Annotated in this window: 14 protein-coding genes; 8 read left to right on the top strand and 6 right to left on the bottom strand. The window is 75.6% G+C overall.

The annotated features are described in order from the left end of the window. Positions 1-5: 5 nt before the first annotated feature. Both O2W14_RS10995 and O2W14_RS10990 read right to left on the bottom strand, forming a co-directional pair. Positions 6-1,811, bottom strand: coding sequence for an SCO7613 C-terminal domain-containing membrane protein (locus O2W14_RS10995; protein ID WP_269176133.1), 1,806 nt, complete (start codon positions 1,809-1,811; stop codon positions 6-8). Between the two features lie 71 nt (positions 1,812-1,882). After that, a complete protein-coding gene (locus tag O2W14_RS10990) occupies positions 1,883-4,033 on the bottom strand; it encodes an SCO7613 C-terminal domain-containing membrane protein (RefSeq protein ID WP_269176132.1) in 2,151 nt (716 codons plus the stop codon). A gap of 127 nt (positions 4,034-4,160) precedes the next feature. On the opposite strand from O2W14_RS10990, the gene O2W14_RS10985 reads away from it, so the two are divergent. From O2W14_RS10985 to O2W14_RS10955, 7 genes are all read left to right on the top strand, one after another. After that, positions 4,161-5,762 carry an ABC-F family ATP-binding cassette domain-containing protein gene (locus O2W14_RS10985; protein ID WP_269176131.1) on the top strand — a complete coding sequence of 534 codons (1,602 nt, stop codon included), beginning with the start codon at positions 4,161-4,163 and terminating at the stop codon, positions 5,760-5,762. A gap of 235 nt (positions 5,763-5,997) precedes the next feature. Continuing rightward, positions 5,998-6,228: a helix-turn-helix domain-containing protein gene (locus O2W14_RS10980; protein ID WP_269176130.1), complete on the top strand. Its 231-nt coding sequence runs from the start codon at positions 5,998-6,000 to the stop codon at positions 6,226-6,228. Then, a complete protein-coding gene (locus O2W14_RS10975; protein ID WP_269176129.1) occupies positions 6,225-6,977 on the top strand; it encodes an enoyl-CoA hydratase/isomerase family protein in 753 nt (250 codons plus the stop codon). Before O2W14_RS10980 ends, O2W14_RS10975 begins: the two co-directional genes overlap by 4 nt. Positions 6,978-7,044: 67 nt before the next feature. Continuing rightward, positions 7,045-8,931, top strand: a complete 1,887-nt coding sequence (locus O2W14_RS10970; protein ID WP_269176128.1) for an ABC transporter ATP-binding protein — start codon at positions 7,045-7,047, stop codon at positions 8,929-8,931. Between the two features lie 120 nt (positions 8,932-9,051). Beyond that, a complete protein-coding gene (locus O2W14_RS10965) occupies positions 9,052-9,330 on the top strand; it encodes a hypothetical protein (protein ID WP_269176127.1) in 279 nt (92 codons plus the stop codon). 160 nt (positions 9,331-9,490) lie between these two features. Beyond that, on the top strand, positions 9,491-9,943 hold the full coding sequence (locus O2W14_RS10960) for an SgcJ/EcaC family oxidoreductase (RefSeq protein ID WP_269176126.1): 453 nt from the start codon (positions 9,491-9,493) through the stop codon (positions 9,941-9,943). After that, positions 9,940-10,764: a sulfurtransferase gene (locus O2W14_RS10955; RefSeq protein WP_269176125.1), complete on the top strand. Its 825-nt coding sequence runs from the start codon at positions 9,940-9,942 to the stop codon at positions 10,762-10,764. The genes O2W14_RS10960 and O2W14_RS10955 overlap by 4 nt, the downstream gene beginning before the upstream one ends. 65 nt (positions 10,765-10,829) lie before the next feature. On the opposite strand, the gene O2W14_RS10950 is transcribed toward O2W14_RS10955, so the two are convergent. From O2W14_RS10950 to O2W14_RS10935, 4 genes are all read right to left on the bottom strand, one after another. Then, entirely contained in the window at positions 10,830-11,336 is a 507-nt protein-coding gene (locus O2W14_RS10950) for an FBP domain-containing protein (RefSeq protein WP_269176124.1), read from the bottom strand. A 308-nt stretch (positions 11,337-11,644) separates the two neighbouring features. Further along, the gene (locus tag O2W14_RS10945; protein ID WP_269176123.1) at positions 11,645-12,340 is read right to left on the bottom strand and encodes a sirohydrochlorin chelatase; all 696 of its coding nucleotides are present in this window, start codon (positions 12,338-12,340) and stop codon (positions 11,645-11,647) included. Between the two features lie 44 nt (positions 12,341-12,384). Beyond that, positions 12,385-13,140 carry an SDR family oxidoreductase gene (locus O2W14_RS10940; RefSeq protein WP_269176122.1) on the bottom strand — a complete coding sequence of 252 codons (756 nt, stop codon included), beginning with the start codon at positions 13,138-13,140 and terminating at the stop codon, positions 12,385-12,387. Further along, positions 13,140-15,968 (bottom strand): aconitate hydratase, encoded by a 2,829-nt coding sequence (locus O2W14_RS10935; RefSeq protein WP_269176121.1) that lies wholly within the window; start codon positions 15,966-15,968, stop codon positions 13,140-13,142. The genes O2W14_RS10940 and O2W14_RS10935 overlap by 1 nt, the downstream gene beginning before the upstream one ends. A 440-nt stretch (positions 15,969-16,408) precedes the next feature. On the opposite strand from O2W14_RS10935, the gene O2W14_RS10930 reads away from it, so the two are divergent. Next, positions 16,409-17,776 carry a C40 family peptidase gene (locus O2W14_RS10930; protein ID WP_269176120.1) on the top strand — a complete coding sequence of 456 codons (1,368 nt, stop codon included), beginning with the start codon at positions 16,409-16,411 and terminating at the stop codon, positions 17,774-17,776. Positions 17,777-17,896: the final 120 nt, after the last annotated feature.

Genomic DNA, 17,896 nt, shown 5'->3' with positions numbered 1-17,896 from the left:
CGGCATTAGCGCATGTCAGCGACCCGAGGGGCGGCCTTGCGGCGTCGGGTCTCATACCGTGCGCCGACGGCCAGCAGCACGACCCCGGCGACCAGCACGGCCAGCAGCCCGGGGAAGGGCAGCGTCACCGCCAGCCGCCCGAGCGCCACGGTCACCACCGACACCGCACCCACCACGAACGGCGCCCGCACGTCCGACCGGCTCGCCAGCGTCATCGTCAGCGCCGCGGCCGCCACGACGAGCACCAGTCGGAGCAGGCCGTCGTCGAGCACCGCCAGGGTCACCGACGGCGCGAACCCGGTCACCAGCGCCGGCCCCCACGCTGGCCACGACCGCTCGGTGGCCAGCGACCGTCCGGCGTAGAGCAGCAGCACCGCCGCGGCCGGCAGCGTGTAGGCCTCCGGCAGGTCCGTGCCGGCGTCCGCGGCCGCCAGCCAGGCCGCCGCGACCAGCGCGGTGCACCCGCCGGCCCGGGCCGGGGTGCGGCCGGTCCGCGCCGCGTACCCGGTGAGGGCCGCGCCCAGCACCGCGAGCCCGCCGGCTGCGGCCAGCAGGTGTCCACCCCACCCCAGGTGGACCACGGCGAGCACGCCGACCCCGGCCGCGGACAGCGCGAGCGGCACCTCCGACCGGGAGTGCCGTTCCAGCGACGCGGCGCCCAGCGCCACCACCGCCAGCACCAGCAGCTCGACCCCGGTGCGCCCGGGCGCGGCAGCGCCGTCGGCCTCGAGGAACAGCGCGGCCGCGGCCAGGCAGCCCACCGCGACGGGCAGCGCACCGGGGCGGTCGGCCGGCTGCCGGGCGGCGACCAGCACCGCCGGGACGGCGGCGGCCATCAGCAACAGCCCGAGCGCCGTCCACCGGCCCTCCAGCAGCAGCTGGCCCGCCGACAGCGCGGTGCAGGTGCTGGCCAGCGCCAGCCCGACCGGCCGGGCCAGCCCCTGCGGCCCCGGGTCGGCGCGGGCGGCCACCGCGGCGGCGACGGCCAGGCCGAGGTAGCCCGCGGCGGGCGTGCCGGCCACGCCGCTGCCCTGCAGGGCCCCGGCGATGCCGGTGCCGGCGACGATCCCGGACACCACCGGCACCAGCGGCCGCGGCCCGAGCACCGCCCGCAGGCCGCGCCGCGAGCGCACCAGGGCCAGGGCCGCGGCGGCGGCGACCAGCAGCGCCGCGGTGCCGGGGGCCGTCGTCGTCCACACCCGGAGCGCACCGGCGGCGACCCCGGCCACCCACCAGGGGGCGGTCGTGGCCAGCGCGACCTCCGCCACCGGGCGGCGGGCGACCCGGGCCACCAGCAGCCCGGCGACCGCCGTGCCGAGCACCAGGTCGCCGTCCCACCCGTGCCCGGTCAGCACGGCGAGCACCGCCAGCTGCGCGACCAGCCACGACCCGATCGGCCAGGCGGACGCGGTGCGGGCGAGCAGCCCGGCCAGCAGCAGCACGGCGGCCAGCCCGCCCAGCAGCAGCGCCCGGCTGCCCGCCGAGCTGCCGGCCGACCAGGCGCACACCCCGGCCAGCACGACGGCGGACGCGGCCAGGGTCTCCTCGCTGGTGCGCAGCCCTCGCCGGCCGGCCGTCCACGACGCGAGCGCGGTGCCGACCGCCAGCGCGGCGAGCAGCAGCTGCCCCAGCGGACGGCCGACCGCGGCGAGCGAGGCCGCACCGGCCGCGGTCAGCGCGACCGCGCCCGTGGTCAGCAGCACCTGCTGCGGGCTCACCGGGCCCAGGCCGTCGGACTCCGGGGCAGCCGGCGGCGGCACGTACGGGGCGCCCACCGGAGGCGGGTAGACCACCTCGGGGTCCCCGGTCACCGCGCACCTCCTCCGCCGTCGGCCTGGCCGACCACGCTACGGGCGGGCGTCGTGCCCGGCCCGCCCGCCGCTCAGCCCATCTGGGCCACCCAGGCGACCGCCTCCCGGGCCTGCTGGCGCCGCCGCTCGTAGGTGGCACCCAGCACGAGCAGCACCAGCCCTGCCGCGGCGAGGGTCAGCCAGCGCGGCAGCAGCGGGGCGTAGGGCCCCAGCCGGGCGACGACGACGAAGGCCAGCGCCCCGGCGCCCACCACGAACGGCGCCTGCCGGTGCGTGAGCGTGCCGAGCACGACCAGCGCGACGGCCGCGGCGACGACGAGCACCAGCCGCAGTGCGGTCGGGGCGGCGACGACGGCGAACGCTGAGGGGGCCAGCGCGACGGCCACCGCGGGGCCCTCGGCCGCCCACGATGGGCCGCGCGCCCGCAGCCGGGGGAGCACGGCGACCAGCAGCCCGGCCGCGGCCGGCAGCGTGTAGGCCTCCGGGGTCTCGACCCCGGCGCCGCCGACCGCGATCCAGGACGCCAGCACCAGGTCGGCGACCGCGAGCAGCCCCACCGGACGCCGGCCGGCCACCACGGCGTAGCACCCGGCGGCGACGCCGACGACGCCCAGCTGCAGCCCGACCTGCCCCCAGGCGGCGTCCGCGCTGGTGGTGAGGCCGGCGACCGCCCCGGCCACGGCCCCGGCGGCCGCGGCGACCTGCTCCTCCGGCGCGGCGGCCCGCCCGGTGGCCACGGCGAACCCGGCGGCGCCGACCAGGGCGACCAGCAGGCCGGCGGTCGTCGCGGACAGCAGCCCACCCTCCCGGGCCAGCAGTGCCCCGGCTGCCGGTGCCAACAGCGCGAGCCCGGTGGCCCCGCTGCGCAGCACCGGCACCCGGACGGCGGCCAGGGCGGCCGGCAGCGTCGCGGCGAGCACCAGCAGCGCCAGCGGCCCGTACCGTCCGGCGTCCAGCAGCTGCTGGCCGGCGACGACGGCCAGTGCGACCGCGGCGCCCCCCAGCGCACGCAGCACCACCGGGTGCGGGCCCCGCACCGCCTGCGGTCCCGCCAGCAGGACGCCGGCCGTGCTCAGGAGGAGGGCCAGCACGCCGCCCAGCACCGGTCCGCCCGGGCCGCTGAGCCCCAGCGACTGGCCCAGCGAGAGGCCGACGACCGCGCCGGACGCCAGCGCGACGGCCCGGGCGGGCAGCGGCCGGCCGGTCACCCGCGGGTCGCGCAGGGCCGGCACGGCCACCGCAGCGGCGGCGGTCAGCAGGGCGGTCGCGGTCCACGCCTCGGGAGCCGAACCGCCCTGGCCCAGCAGCACGCCACCCGTCACCCCGACGGCGGCCCACAGCACCGCCAGCACCCGGGCGACCGGGCGCAGGGCGGGCCGCAGGGTGAGCACCAGCGCCAGGTCGGCCGCCGCGAGGCCCAGGACGACCGCCACCCCGGCCGGCCCGGCCGGCGCGTCGCCGGGGAGCAGCAGGACCGGGACCGGCTGGAGGGCGAGCAGGGCGGCCAGCGGCCAGGTGAGGGTGCTGCGGGTCAGCCGGCCCAGGCCCAGGGCCACCGCGACGAGGACCAGGCAGGAGACCGCCGTCCAGGTCCGGAGGCCCACCTCGTCCAGCCCGAGCAGGCCGCGGGCCCGGGCGGCGCCCAGGTCGACGGCCAGCAGGGCGGCGCCCGCGGCGGCCAGTGCCTCCTCGGTGGCCCGCAGGCCGCGCCGGGCGGCGAACGCCGACGCCGCGCAGGCCGCCGCCGTGCCGGTGAGCATCACGGTGGCCTGGAAGACCAGCCCGAAGCGCGTCCAGCCCAGCGCGACGAACGCCAGGGCGCCGGCGACCACCAGCAGCGCGCCCAGGCCCAGCAGCACCTGCTGCGGGCTGAGCCGGCGCCGTGGCGGGGGCGGCGTCCGGTCCGGTGGGGGGAGGGGGTGCCAGGGCCGGACGGCGGCGGCGACCGGCTCGGCCGATGGCGCGGGCGGGGGCGGCACCGGGACGGCGACCGGCGGGGGAGCGGTGGCGGCCGCCCCGGGGGCTGCCGCGCGCAGGGTCACCAGCAGCGCCTCGCGGTCACGGGCGAGCTCGGTGAGCGTGGCGGTGATCCGGCCGACGACGTGCGCGGCCCGGCCGGCGGCGGGCAGCCCGCAGGCCGGGCAGGGCGCCGCGCCCGAGTCCACCACCGGTGTCCCGCAGACCGGGCACGGCAGCTGCGGGAGGGTGCGGGGCGAGACCATGGCGGCATCCTGGCCGGTCCGGGGCGTCCCCGGGGGCGGTGTCCACAGCCCGTCGTCCGCCAGGTGACGTGGACGTCACCTGCGAAAGGGGTCGAGCTCCCGCCCCGGGACGCCTATCCTGGGGTCAGTGATCACGACCACTGGCCTCGAGCTGCGCGCCGGGTCCCGCATCCTCATCAGCGAGGCGGACCTCCGGGTGCAGCCCGGCGACCGGATCGGGCTCGTGGGGCGCAACGGCGCCGGCAAGACCACCACCCTCACCACCCTGGCCGGTGAGCGCGTGCCGCACGCCGGCAAGGTCGACATCACCGGTGAGCTCGGCTACCTCCCGCAGGACCCCCGCAGCGGCGACCTGGACATCACCGCCAGCGACCGGGTGCTCTCCGGCCGCGGCCTCGACGTCCTGAAGGCGAAGCTGACCAAGGCGCAGGTCGCCATGGCCGAGCCGGCCGACGACGCCGAGATGGACCGCGCCGTCCGGCTGTACGGGCGGCTTGAGGACCAGTTCGCCGCGATGGGCGGGTACGCCGCGGAGAGCGACGCCGCCCGGATCTGCACCAACCTGGGCCTGCCGGACCGGATCCTCTCCCAGCCGCTGCACACGCTGTCCGGTGGCCAGCGCCGCCGCGTGGAGCTGGCCCGGATCCTGTTCTCCGACGCCGACACGCTGCTGCTCGACGAGCCCACCAACCACCTCGACGCCGACTCGATCGTCTGGCTCAAGGGCTACCTGGCCAGCCACCGCGCCGGCCTCATCGTGATCAGCCACGACGTCGACCTGCTGGCCGCCGTGGTGAACAAGGTCTGGCACCTGGACGCGAACCGGGCCACCGTCGACGTCTACAACCTGGGCTGGAAGCGGTACCTGGACGCCCGGGAGACCGACGAGCGCCGCCGCCGCTCCGAGCGGGCCAACGCCGAGAAGAAGATCGACGCGCTCACCGCACAGGCGGACAAGATGCGCGCCAAGGCCACCAAGGCCAAGGCCGCGCAGAGCATGGACAAGCGCGCCCAGCGCCTGGCCGCGGGCCTGGCCGACGTGCGCGTGCAGGACAAGGTCGCCAAGCTGCGCTTCCCGACCCCGGCGCCCTGCGGCCGCACCCCGCTGACCGCCGAGCACCTGTCCAAGACCTACGGCTCGACGGAGATCTTCGCCGGCGTCGACCTGGCCATCGACAAGGGCGCCCGGGTCGTCGTCCTGGGCTTCAACGGCGCGGGCAAGACGACGCTGCTGCGGATGCTGGCCGGCACCGAGCAGCCCGACACCGGCGAGGTCAAGGCCGGGCACGGGCTGCGGGTGGGCTACTACGCCCAGGAGCACGAGACGCTGGACATGGACCGCACGCTGCTGGAGAACATGCGGTCGGCGGCGCCGGGCTCCACCGACACCGAGCTGCGCAAGATCCTCGGCGCGTTCCTCTTCTCCGGGGAGAACGTCGACCAGCGCACCGGCACGCTCTCCGGTGGTGAGCGCACCCGGCTGGCGATGGCCACCCTGGTGATCTCCGGTGCCAACGTGCTGCTGCTGGACGAGCCGACCAACAACCTCGACCCGGCCAGCCGGGAGCAGGTGCTCGAGGCGCTGCGCACCTACGAGGGCGCGATCGTGCTGGTCACCCACGACGAGGGCGCGGTGGTCGCGCTCAACCCCGCCAAGGTGATCATCCTGCCCGACGGCACCGAGGACACCTGGAGCCCCGACTTCGCCGACCTGGTCTCCCTGGCCTGACGAAGGACCCCGCTGCCCCCCACGCCACGCTCCGCGCGGCGCGGGGCCCTGCAGCGGGGCCGGGGCCGTGGGGCCGCTGGGCGGTCCGGCTGTGCACGGTCTTGTTGCGGTGGCCGCACCTCCGATGCTGGGTGATCATGGCCAGCAGGACGCCGGGTCAGTGGGACCGTGGCGCCGGGGGAACAGCGGGCAGCCGTCGGTGCAAGCCGTCATGCCCCTGACACGGAGGGGAGTCATGGCCGACTCGAACACTGCAGACCTGAGCAAGGGCAAGCGGATCACCGGCGACGACAGGAGCTCGCTCGCCGACGAGCTGCGGGAGCGGTACGCCGGGGGCGAGAGCATCCGCTCGCTGGCGACCTCGACCAACCGCTCCTACGGGTTCGTGCACCGGTTGCTGTCGGAGTCGGGGGCCTCGCTCCGGGGCCGCGGCGGAGCGAACAGGAACGCCAAGAAGTCCGCGTGACCGGTCAGCCGGACGAGGGGTGGGTGCGGGCGGCGCGAACGGGCGCCGTCCTCACCGTCAGCCTCGTCCGGCCCGGCCAGCTCAACGCGCAGACGCCGGCCACCTGGTCGGCGCTGCGTGCGATCGGTGGACAGCTGGACGACGGCGTACGGGTCGTCGTCGTCCGCGGCGAGGGCCGCTCCTTCTCCGCCGGGCTCGACCGCTCCGTGCTGCCCGGCCTGGCCGCGGAGCTGACCGCACTGCCGGCCGACCAGGCCGAGGAGCGGATCCGCGGCTGGCAGGCCGCCTTCCGCTGGCTGCGCGCACCGGGCGTCGTCTCGGTCGCCGCCGTGCAGGGGCACGCCGTCGGTGCCGGGGCGCAGCTCGCGCTGGCCTGCGACCTGCGGGTGGTCGCCGAGGACCTCCAGCTCCGGCTGCCCGAGACCACCCTCGGTCTCGTCCCGGACCTGACCGGCACCAGCTCGCTGGTCGGGCTCGTCGGGTACGCCCGGGCGGTCGAGCTGTGCCTGACCGGCCGGCCCGTCGGTGCGGCGGAGGCCGTCGCGCTGGGCCTGGCGACCAGCGCCGTCCCGGCCGACCGGCTCGACGCCGCGGTCGCCGACCTCACCGCCGCGCTGCTGGCCCCCGACCCCGGCGCCGCCCGGGAGACCCTCGCGCTGCTGCGGTCGGCGGTGCACGACAGCCCGGCGGAGCAGGACGCGGCCGAGCGGGCCGCCCAGGTGCGCCGGCTCCGTACGCTCGGCAGCTGAGGAACAGCCGGCACCCCCGCCGCGGTTCGACCCGATGATCACACCGTTGCAGCAGTAGGGGACCGCCATGAGCTCGCCGATGACCTCCATGGCCGCGATGCGGTCCTTCAGCAGCGACCCGTCGGTGACCTCGAAGACGATCCCGAAGGGCACGACCCGGCGGATCCTCGGCATCGCCGGCCCGTACCGCCGTGAGCTGACCTGGTTCCTGTCGCTGGTCACCTTCTCCTCGGTCATCGGCGTGGCCACCCCGCTGCTGGCCGGCGACATCGTCAACCGGATCGCCGGGCTGGAGGGCACCGCCGGCGACGTCGTCCGGATCGCGTTGTTCATCGCCGGCCTGGCCGTGCTGGACGCCGCGAGCTCGCTGGCCCAGCGCTGGTACTCCGCCCGGATCGGCGAGGGCGTCATCTACGACCTGCGCTCGCGGGTGTTCACCCACGTGCAGCGGATGCCGGTCGCCTTCTTCACCCGCACCCAGACCGGTGCGCTGGTCAGCCGGCTCAACAACGACGTCATCGGTGCCCAGCGGGCGTTCACCTCGACGCTGTCCGGCGTGGTGTCCAACGTGATCGCGCTGGTGCTCACCGCCGGGGTGATGCTCACCCTGTCCTGGCAGATCACCCTGCTGTCGATCGTGATGGTCCCGCTGTTCGTGGTGCCCGCCCAGCGGGTCGGGAAGCGGCTGCAGTCGATCACCCGGGAGTCCTACGGGCTCAACGCCTCGATGAACGCCACGATGACCGAGCGGTTCAACGTGGCCGGTGCGCTGCTGGTCAAGCTGTTCGGCCGGCCCGAGGCCGAGGCCGCCTCCTTCCGCGGCCGCGCGGCCCGGGTGCGTGACATCGGCGTGCTGTCGGCGATGTACGGCCGTGCCTTCTTCACCGCGCTCACCCTGGTCGCCGCGCTGGCCACCGCCCTGGTCTACGGGCTGGGCGGCACGCTGGCGTTCAACGGCTCCCTGTCGGCCGGTGACGTGGTCGCGCTGGCCCTGCTGCTGGCCCGGCTGTACGGGCCGCTGACGGCGCTGGCCAACGTGCGGGTCGACGTGATGAGCGCGCTGGTCAGCTTCGACCGGGTATTCGAGGTGCTCGACCTGGAGCCGATGATCACCGAGGCGCCCGACGCCGTCCCGGTCCCGGACGACGACCGGTCGGTGGAGTTCGACGCGGTGTCCTTCCGCTACCCCGCGCCCAGCGAGGTCTCGCTGGCCTCGCTGGAGGACGTCGCCGTCCCGGCCCAGCACGAGTCGGCCGAGGTGCTGCACGGGATCTCCTTCCGTGCCGAGCCCGGGCAGCTGGTGGCCCTGGTCGGCACCTCGGGGGCGGGGAAGTCGACGATCGCGGCCCTGGTGTCCCGGCTCTACGACGTCACCGCGGGCGCCGTGCGGGTGGGCGGGGTCGACGTCCGGCAGGCCACCGGCGCCTCGCTGCGGGACGCCATCGGCGTGGTCAGCCAGGACTCCCACCTCTTCCACGACACCATCGGCGCCAACCTGCGCTACGCCCGGCCCGAGGCCACCGACGAGGAGCTGTGGGCGGCGCTGACCGGTGCCCGGATCGCCGCCCTGGTGCACTCGCTGCCCGACGGCCTGGACACCGTGGTCGGCGACCGCGGGCACCGGATGTCGGGCGGGGAGAAGCAGCGGCTGGCCATCGCCCGGGTGCTGCTCAAGCAGCCGGGGATCGTGGTCCTGGACGAGGCGACCGCGCACCTGGACAGCGAGTCGGAGGTGGCGGTGCAGCACGCGCTGGACGCCGCGCTCGCCGGCCGCACCTCGCTGGTCATCGCCCACCGGCTGTCGACCATCCGGGGTGCCGACCAGATCCTGGTGGTCGACGACGGCCGGATCGTCGAGCGCGGCACGCACGAGGAGCTGCTGGCCGCCGGTGGGCACTACGCCGACCTGTACCGGACCCAGTTCGCCACCGGCCCGGCCGTGGCAACTCGGTAGTCGACCGCCTACCGACCGTTCCGGCACACGCTGCGGACACCACACCGTCACGGAACTGCCACCTGCCCGTGGGACCTTTCCCCCGACGACCGGCGTCTTCCCGAGGACAGGGGCTCCACCATGACCGCACAGAGCTGGCACTCGATCGCTTCCGGCAAGCCCTACGTGGTGACCGGGCTGGTGACCGGGGAGGCCACGTCGTTGGACCAGTTCCTCGGCGACGCCGAGTTCACCATCGACGGCGAGGGTGGCCCGGTGCTGGTCCGCGGACACGGGGTGCCGCTGGAGGACAAGATCCGGTTCCACGAGAAGGACACCGTCGGCGGCAAGGACGTCCGGGTCTGGCACGTCAGCTCCGGCGACCGCGGGTTCGTCGCGGAGTCCATCGCCGCGTTCTGAGCACGGCGCCGCGGCGCCGTCACGACCCGTGCCGCGGCGCCGTCCTGACGGCGCCGCGGACCGCTCGGTCACAGTGGTCCCGGCGCGGGGTCGGCGGGGTCCGGGGTCGGCGCACTACCGTCACTCCTGACCCACTCGCACCACTGCAGGAGCACATCCCTTGAGCGCAGGCCATCCGCAGGACACCCAGATCCGCGCCCTGTACGCGCGGTACCTGGCGGGCTGGAACCAGCGCAGCGGCGTCACCGTCTCCTCGGTCTTCGCCGACGACGGTGAGCTGATCGACCTGGACGGCACGCTGCGCAGCGGCCGGCTGAGCATCGCCGCCGACATGCGCCGGATGTTCGCCGAGCACGCCACCCCCACCTTCGTCGGCGTCGTCCGCTCGGTGCGCCGCCTCGCCGACGGCGTGGTCGTGCTGCACGCGGTCGCCGGCATGGTGCCGCCCGGTGCCGACGGCGTCGACCCGTCGCTGCACACGGTGCACGCGCTGACCGCGGTCGAGGACGCCGGCCGGTGGAAGATCGCGCTGCTGCAGAGCACCCCCGCCCGCTACGGCGGCCGCGCCGACGCCCTGGCCGCACTGACCGCGGAGCTGGAAGCCGCCCGGTGAGGGTGCTGACGTCGGTGGCCGAGCTGCGCGCCGAGCCCACCGACGTCGTCCTGCTCGACGTCCGCTGGGCGCTGGGCGACCCGCACGGCCGCGAGCGGTACCTGGCCGGTCACCTCCCCGGCGCGGTGTTCGTCGACCTGGACGCCGAGCTGTCCGCACCGCCCTCACCTGCAGCGGGACGCCACCCGCTCCCGTCGCTGCAGTCACTGCAGTCGGCGGCGCGGCGGTGGGGGCTGTCGGCCGGGTCGCGGGTCGTCGCCTACGACGCCGGCCCCGGTGCCGCAGCGGCCCGCGCCTGGTGGCTGCTGCGCTGGGCCGGCCTGGGCGACGTGACGGTCCTGGACGGTGGACTCGCCGCCTGGACGGCCGCGGGGGGCGAGCTCGAGCAGGGCGACGTCGTGCCGGCGCCCGGGACGGTCGTGCTCACCGGCGGCGGCATGCCGGTGCTCGACATCGATGTGGCCGCCGCCCTGCCGGCCGGTGGTGGGGTGCTGCTCGACGCGCGCGCCGGCGAGAGGTACCGCGGAGAGGTCGAGCCGGTCGACCCCCGGGCCGGTCACGTGCCCGGAGCGGTCAGTGCACCGACCACCGAGGCCCTGACCAGCGAAGGCACGTTCGGTACAGCCGCTGTACTGAGCGACCACTTCGCCCGCCTAGGCGTCCGTCCGGGCACCCCGGTCGGTGTCTACTGCGGTTCCGGGGTCTTCGCTGCCCACGAGGTCGCCGCGCTGGCGATCGCTGGGGTCGAGGCGGCCCTGTGGCCCGGGTCCTGGTCGCAGTGGTCGAACGACCCCGACCGCCCCGTCGCCACCGGCCCCTGAGCCGGCGCCCAGCGTCCTGCCGAGGCCGGCTCCTGGACCGCGCGGGCGGTCCAGGAGCCGGTGCCTCAGCGGGTGGCGGCGACGTCCCGGACGAACTGCGCCGACCGCTCCCGCAGCCCGGCGATCCGCTCGGCCACGACCTGGTCGGCGACCGCCTCGATGCCGTCCCCGGATTCGGCGCTGGTCGGGGGCCGGCGGACGTTGCGCGAGCAGGAGAAGTCCTCGCAGATCAGCGTGCCGAGGGTGTTGCCGTCCCGCCCGGCGCTGCCGGCCCGGCGGGCGACGTACAGGGTGGCCGAGACCGAGGACAGGTCGCGGCACCAGCTGCACATCGCCGAGCGCCGCCGTCCGCTGGCCGGGGCCGGGCTGGCCCGCAGCAGCACGCCGGTGGGCTCGCCGTCCAGCTCGAGGACGACGTAGGCCGACAGCGGCGCCCTGCGGTCGCGCCAGCCGAGGTGTTCCAGCTGCTCCCACGGGACGGCGTCGAGGTCGGGCAGCACGGCCTGGGACGCCTCGCGGCGGCTGGCGTTGAGGAAGGACGCGCGGATCTGCTTCTCGGTCAGGGCGTTCATGAGGGACCTGCTTCCGGTCGGTCGGGACCGCCGGCCGGGCACGGAGCGCGCCGGCGGGCGGGGAGGGGAGGACGAGCAGTGCGTCCGTCCGCGACCGGCCCACGGCAGCGCTCACGCACCCGCGGGTGCGGGGCGTGGCTCAGGAGGGGGGCAGGCGCCGGACGCGGGTCCGGCTCGGGTCCGTGCAGGCCACGACGGCCACCTCACGTCCCGCGCGTGGACTGCGCACCTGCTCGCTCCTCGGGTTCCCCGCCGGCCCGGTGACCGACGTGCCGATCGTACGACGCGGCGGCGACCGGGGTGCGCCGTCAGCCCAGCGCGGCGTCGTACCGGTCGAGCAGGACGGCGGCGATCCGCTCGTCGGGCAGCAATGGCGCCGTGACGCAATCGGCGCCCGCGCCCTGGAGCTTGTCGTGGAAGTGCCCCGGGGCCAGCAGGTAGGCCGCGACGACCACGCGCTGGGCGCCGGCCGCCCGGGCCGCGGCCACCGCGTCGGGGACGGTGGGCTTCGCGGCCGAGCCGTACCCGGTGGTGACCGGGCCGGCCCAGTCGGCCTGCAGCATCTGTGCGGTGTGCTCCACGTCGGCGACCGAGCGGGCGTCGCTGGAACCGGCGGCGGCCAGCACGACCGCCGTCCGGGTGTCGGTGGGGTCGGCGCCGGCGGCGAGCAGTCGTGCGGTCAGCACCGCAGCCAGCCGGGGGTCCGGGCCCAGTGGCCGGGCGGCGACCGCACCGGGGTGGGCCGCGACGGCACCGGCGATGTCGACGTGCACGTGGTAGCCACCGGACAGCAGCAACGGGACGACGACGGTCGGCGTCCGCGACCCGGCCAGCCCGGCCACCACGTCGACGACGGTCGGCGGCTGGACGTCGACGAACGCCGCCGTGGTGCGCAGGCCCGGCCGCAGGGCGCGGGCACCCAGCGCCAGCTCGCCGATCAGCCGGCGGCCGGTGGGGTTGCGGGTGCCGTGCGCGCAGGCGACGAGCACCGGTTGTGCGCTCATGCTCGTCGAGGCAGCCGTGAGCGCACGACGGTGGCCGGGGCTCATCACAGGGCCCTCGTGCTGCCGCCGTCGACGGTGAGCATCGTGCCGGTCAGGTAGGACGCGGCGGGGGAGAGGGCGAACGCGGCGACCCGGCCGAACTCCTCCGGCCGCCCCACGCGGCCCAGCGGGATGGCCGCCTCGGTGCGGGCGCGGGCGGCGGCCGGGTCGCCGGAGGCGGCCTCGATCTCGGCGATCCGGTCGGTGGCGATGGTGCCGGGCAGCAACCCGAACACCCGGATGCCGCGCGGGCCGAGCTCGTCGGCCAGCGCCTTCGCGGTCATCGCCAGCCCGGGACGCAGCCCGTTGGAGATCGCCAGACGCCCGATCGGCTGGCGCACCGAGGTGGACAGCACGAAGCCGATCGCCGCCCCGTCGGACAGGTGCGGCACCAGCGCCCGGACCAGCCGCAGCGGCCCGAGCAGCACGCTCTCCACCCCGGCCCGCCAGGCGTCCTCGCCGACGTCCAGCACTGAGCCGGGAGCCGGGCCACCGACCGAGATCAGCGCCCCGTCGACCCCGCCGAGCTGGCCCAGCGTCTCGGCGACCAGGACGTCGGCCGCCGCCGGGTCGGCCAGGTCGGCAGCCACCCCGGTGGCGTTCGCGCCGAGCGTCTCGACCGCTGCGGAGACGGAGTACGCGGCCCGGGAGCTGATCAGCACCCGGGCCCCGTCCGCGACGAGGGCCTGGGCGGTCGCCAGTCCCAGCCCCCGGCTCGCGCCGGTGAGCAGGTAGTTGCGACCACCCAGACCCAGGTCCATCAGGCGGAGACGGTCCCGCGCAGCGAGCGCAGCACGTACTGCATGATCCCGCCGTTGCGGTAGTAGTTCGCCTCACCGGGGGTGTCGATCCGGACGCGGGCGTCGAACTCGACGTCCCCGGCCTTCACGTGCACCGTGCGGGGCGTCGTGCCGTCGTTCAGCGCGGTCACCCCGGTGATCTCGAACTCCTCGTCGCCGGTCAGGCCGAGGGACTCCCGGCTCTGGCCCTCGGGGTACTGCAGCGGCAGCACGCCCATGCCGATGAGGTTGGAGCGGTGGATGCGCTCGTAGCTCTCGGCGATGACGGCCTTGACCCCCAGCAGCGCCGTCCCCTTGGCCGCCCAGTCACGGGAGGACCCGGAGCCGTACTCCTTGCCGGCCAGCACGACCAGCGGGATGCCGGCGTCGAGGTAGGCGCGCGAGGCGTCGTAGATCGAGGTCGTCTCACCGGTCAGGTGGTTCTTGGTGACACCGCCCTCGGTGCCGGGCACCAGCTGGTTGCGCAGCCGGATGTTGGCGAAGGTGCCGCGGATCATGACCTCGTGGTTGCCACGACGGGACCCGTAGGAGTTGAAGTCGCGGCGCTCGATGCCGTGCTCGGTCAGGTACTTCCCGGCGGGGGAGTCGCCCTTGATCGAGCCGGCCGGCGAGATGTGGTCGGTCGTGACCGAGTCGCCCAGCACCGCCAGCGTGCGGGCGCCGGTGATGTCGGTGACCGGGGCCGGCTCGGCCGGCATGCCCTCGAAGTACGGGGGCTTGCGGACGTAGGTGCTCTCGGCGTCCCACTCGAACGTGTCGCCGGTGGGGGTCGGGAGCTCCTGCCACTGCTGGGTGCCGGCGAAGACGTCGGCGTAGTCGTTGGCGAACATCTCCGCCGTGACCGACTCGTCGATGGTCCGCTGCACCTCGTGCGGCGAGGGCCAGATGTCGCGCAGGTAGACGGGCTGGCCGTCGGTGCCGGTGCCCAGCGGCTCGGTGGTCAGGTCCAGGTCCATCGTGCCGGCGAGCGCGTAGGCGATCACCAGCGGCGGGGACGCCAGGTAGTTCATCTTGATGTCGGGGTTGATCCGGCCCTCGAAGTTCCGGTTGCCCGAGAGCACGGAGACCACGGCGAGGTCGGCGTGGTTGACCGCCTGGCTGACCGGCTCCGGCAGCGGACCGGAGTTGCCGATGCAGGTGGTGCAGCCGTAGCCCACCAGGTAGAAGCCGAGCTTCTCCAGGTACGGGGTGAGCCCGGACTTCTCGTAGTAGTCGGTGACGACCTTCGACCCCGGCGCCAGCGTCGTCTTGACCCACGGCTTGGTGGACAGGCCCGCCTCGACGGCCTTCTTGGCCAGCAGCGCGGCACCGATCATCACCGAGGGGTTCGAGGTGTTGGTGCAGGAGGTGATGGCGGCGATCACCACGTGCCCGTGGTCGACCTCGGTCTCGGTGCCGTCCTCCATGACCACCTTGGTGGGCTTGCGGGTGCGGCCGGAATCCGAGCCGGTGACGGCGTCGTGCGGCTTGCCGGCGTCGCCGTTGCCGGTCGCGAACGGGCTGGCCGGGTCCGAGGCCGGGAAGGTCTCCTCGACCGCCTCGTCGACCGTGGAGGCCTCGGCGGCGGCGTCGTCGGGGTCGCTGTCACCGTCGGGGGCGTAGGTGGGCAGCGCCTCGCGGAACGCCTCCTTGGCCTCGGTCATCGCGACGCGGTCCTGCGGGCGCTTGGGACCGGCGATGCTCGGCACCACGGTGGACAGGTCGAGCTCGAGGTACTCGGAGAACGCCGGCTCGCGGTCGTCGTCGTGCCACATGCCCTGGGCCTTGGCGTAGGCCTCGACCAGGGCGATCTGCTCGGCGGACCGGCCGGTGAGCTGGAGGTAGCGGATCGTCTCGCCGTCGATGGGGAACATCGCGGCGGTCGAGCCGAACTCCGGGCTCATGTTGCCGATCGTGGCCCGGTTGGCCAGCGGGACGGCGGAGACGCCGGCGCCGTAGAACTCGACGAACTTCCCGACCACGCCGTGCTGGCGCAGCATCTCGGTGATCGTGAGGACCAGGTCGGTGGCGGTGGCGCCGTCGGGCAGCTCGCCGGTGAGCTTGAAGCCGACCACGCGGGGGATGAGCATCGACACCGGCTGGCCCAGCATCGCGGCCTCGGCCTCGATGCCGCCGACGCCCCAGCCCAGCACGCCCAGGCCGTTGACCATGGTGGTGTGCGAGTCGGTGCCCACGCAGGTGTCCGGGTAGGCCAGCGTGCGGTCGCCCTCGGCGCGCGGGAAGACCACGCGGGCCAGGTGCTCGATGTTGACCTGGTGGACGATGCCGGTGCCCGGGGGGACGACCTTGAAGTCGTCGAAGGCGCCCTGGCCCCAGCGGAGGAACTGGTAGCGCTCGCCGTTGCGCTGGTACTCGATCTCGACGTTGCGCTCGAACGAGTCCGGGGTGCCGAACACGTCGGCGATGACGGAGTGGTCGATGACCAGCTCGGCCGGGGCGAGCGGGTTGATCCGCTGCGGGTCGCCGCCCAGGTCGGCCATGGCCTCGCGCATGGTGGCCAGGTCGACGATGCACGGCACGCCGGTGAAGTCCTGCATCACCACGCGGGCCGGGGTGAACTGGATCTCCTGGTCGGGCTCGGCCGAGGGGTCCCAGTTCGCCAGCGCACGGATGTGGTCGGCGGTGATGTTCGCGCCGTCCTCGGTGCGGAGGAGGTTCTCCAGCAGGACCTTGAGGCTGAAGGGCAGCTTCTCAGCGCCCTCCACCGCGTCGAGCCGGAAGATGTCGTACTCGGTGCCGTCGACGTCGAGCGTCGACCGGGCTCCGAAGCTGTCCTTGCTGGCTGCCACTGTCTGCGCCTCACCCTCGCTGGTCCTGCGCGCGTCCTGCGCCTCGATGTGCCACCCCCGATCATCCCAGCCCGATCGGCCGCGTGTGGAGCAAGGCTGCCCTTCCCTCACCCTCAGTGGGCGGAGTCGCCACCCTCCGCAGGGGACAGGGCCTCACCCCGAGGGGGGAGGTGGCCGCCCCGGCCCTCCGGCGTCCCGCCCGTCCGGTCGATGGGCCCGGGAGAGCACACCCGTCGCGGGTGTGCCGGGACTGGTCGAGACCGGCGTCGCCGAGCACTTGGCGCCGGGCAACGGAGGAGCTGGCAGTGCGGGCACGCGTGGGCACACGGGCAGGGACGGGACGACGGACGGGAGGTCACTGGCTGCAGCGGGCGCTGGCCGCCGGCACGGTGACGGCGGCCTGCCTGGTCGTCGCGCCGGGGACGGCGGGAGCCGCCCCGGTGAACCCCAGCGACCAGCAGATCAGCGCCGCGGAGCAGGCCAGGGCCGCTGCGGCCGCGGAGGTCGGTCAGATCACCGCCGCGCTGGCGCAGGCGCAGTCCGCGGCCGCCGGTGCCGCCGCGCAGGCCGACATCGCCCTGCAGGACTACGAGGAGAAGCAGACCGCCTCCGACGAGGCACGGACGGCGGCCGAGGCCGCTGCCGCTGCCGCCGTCGCGGCCGACGTCCAGCTCGCGGGCGGGCGGGACGCGGTCGCCGCCTTCGCCCGGGACAGCTACGTCCAGGGCAGCACCGCCGGCGGCGTGCTGGCGCTGATGACCGCCGGCGGCCCGGCCGAGCTGATCGAGCGGGCCGCCCTGCTCGACGCCGCCGGGGAGCACCGCACCGACGTCGTCGCCGAGCTCACGGTGCTCGAGCAGCAGGCCACCGTCGCCGAGCAGACCGCGCAGGCGACCCTCGGCGCGGCCCAGGCGCTGGAGACCGAGGCGGCGACGCTGCTGGCCAGCGCCCAGGAGCAGAAGGTCGCCGCCCGCGAGCAGGCCGCCGCGCTGGTCGAGCAGCAGGAGCAGCTGGAGGGCCGGCTGGCCGAGGCGCAGCAGGTGGCGCTCGGCCTGGCCGGTGCCCGCAAGGCCGCGGAGGAGTACGCGGCGGCCCAGGCCGCCGCTGCCCCGCCGCCGGCCGCTCCGCAGCGCGCGACCACCGCAGCACCGGCCGCCGGCGCCCCGGCGGCCGCGGCACCCAGCAGCACGCCGTCCCGCGCCCCGGCGGCCGGCGCCCCCGTGGCCCCTGCCGCGGGTGGCAGCACCGGGGGTGGCACCAGCGGACGTGGCAACGCAGCGCCGGCGCCCGCTCCGGCACCGGCCCCGGCGCCCGCCCCGGCGCCGGTCAAGGCGCCGGTCAAGGTCCCCGTCGCGCCGAAGCCGGGCGGGACCAGTGCGGACGCGCCGTCCGGCTCGACCGTGCAGCGGGCCATCGCCGCGGCCCGCACCCAGCTGGGCCTGCCCTACTCCTGGGGCGGTGGCGGCAGCAACGGGCCGAGCTTCGGGATCGCCCCGGACACCAGGATCTGGGGGTTCGACTGCTCCGGCCTGACCCAGTACGCCTACGCGCAGGCCGGGGTGGCCATCGGCGGCACCAGCCGCGACCAGTACTGGCGCTTCCGGGACCGCACCGTCGCCCGGGCCGACCTGCAGCCCGGCGACCTGGTGTTCTGGGGCACCGGCAACGACTACACGTCGATCTACCACGTGGCGCTCTACATCGGCGGCAACCAGGTGGTCCAGGCGCCACAGAGCAACGACGTGGTGAAGGTGAGCACCATGTGGTTCGGCAGCGACTACTTCGGGGCGGTCCGACCGACCGGCTGAGCGTCCCCGGCCCGCGTCCTGCGGGGGCCGGGGGTGCGGGGGAAGGGCGTCGGGCAGCCACGGGGGGAGCTGCCCGACGCACCTCCGAGGTTAGCAGCCCCGGCGGTGCGTCGGGCGGTT

Source organism: Modestobacter sp. VKM Ac-2986, from assembly GCF_026967795.1.
Classification (GTDB): Bacteria; Actinomycetota; Actinomycetes; order Mycobacteriales; family Geodermatophilaceae; genus Modestobacter.
This window is presented reverse-complemented; position numbering and strand designations above follow the sequence as displayed.

Bases quoted from the DNA above. Each gene is read 5' to 3' on its own strand.
- O2W14_RS10970 (WP_269176128.1), top strand. From the start codon at position 7,045: ATGAGCTCGCCGATGACCTCCATGGCCGCGATGCGGTCCTTCAGCAGC.
- O2W14_RS10950 (WP_269176124.1), bottom strand. From the start codon at position 11,336: ATGAACGCCCTGACCGAGAAGCAGATCCGCGCGTCCTTCCTCAACGCC.
- O2W14_RS10965 (WP_269176127.1), top strand. From the start codon at position 9,052: ATGACCGCACAGAGCTGGCACTCGATCGCTTCCGGCAAGCCCTACGTG.
- O2W14_RS10940 (WP_269176122.1), bottom strand. From the start codon at position 13,140: ATGGACCTGGGTCTGGGTGGTCGCAACTACCTGCTCACCGGCGCGAGC.
- O2W14_RS10990 (WP_269176132.1), bottom strand. From the start codon at position 4,033: ATGGTCTCGCCCCGCACCCTCCCGCAGCTGCCGTGCCCGGTCTGCGGG.
- O2W14_RS10980 (WP_269176130.1), top strand. From the start codon at position 5,998: ATGGCCGACTCGAACACTGCAGACCTGAGCAAGGGCAAGCGGATCACC.
- O2W14_RS10945 (WP_269176123.1), bottom strand. From the start codon at position 12,340: ATGAGCGCACAACCGGTGCTCGTCGCCTGCGCGCACGGCACCCGCAAC.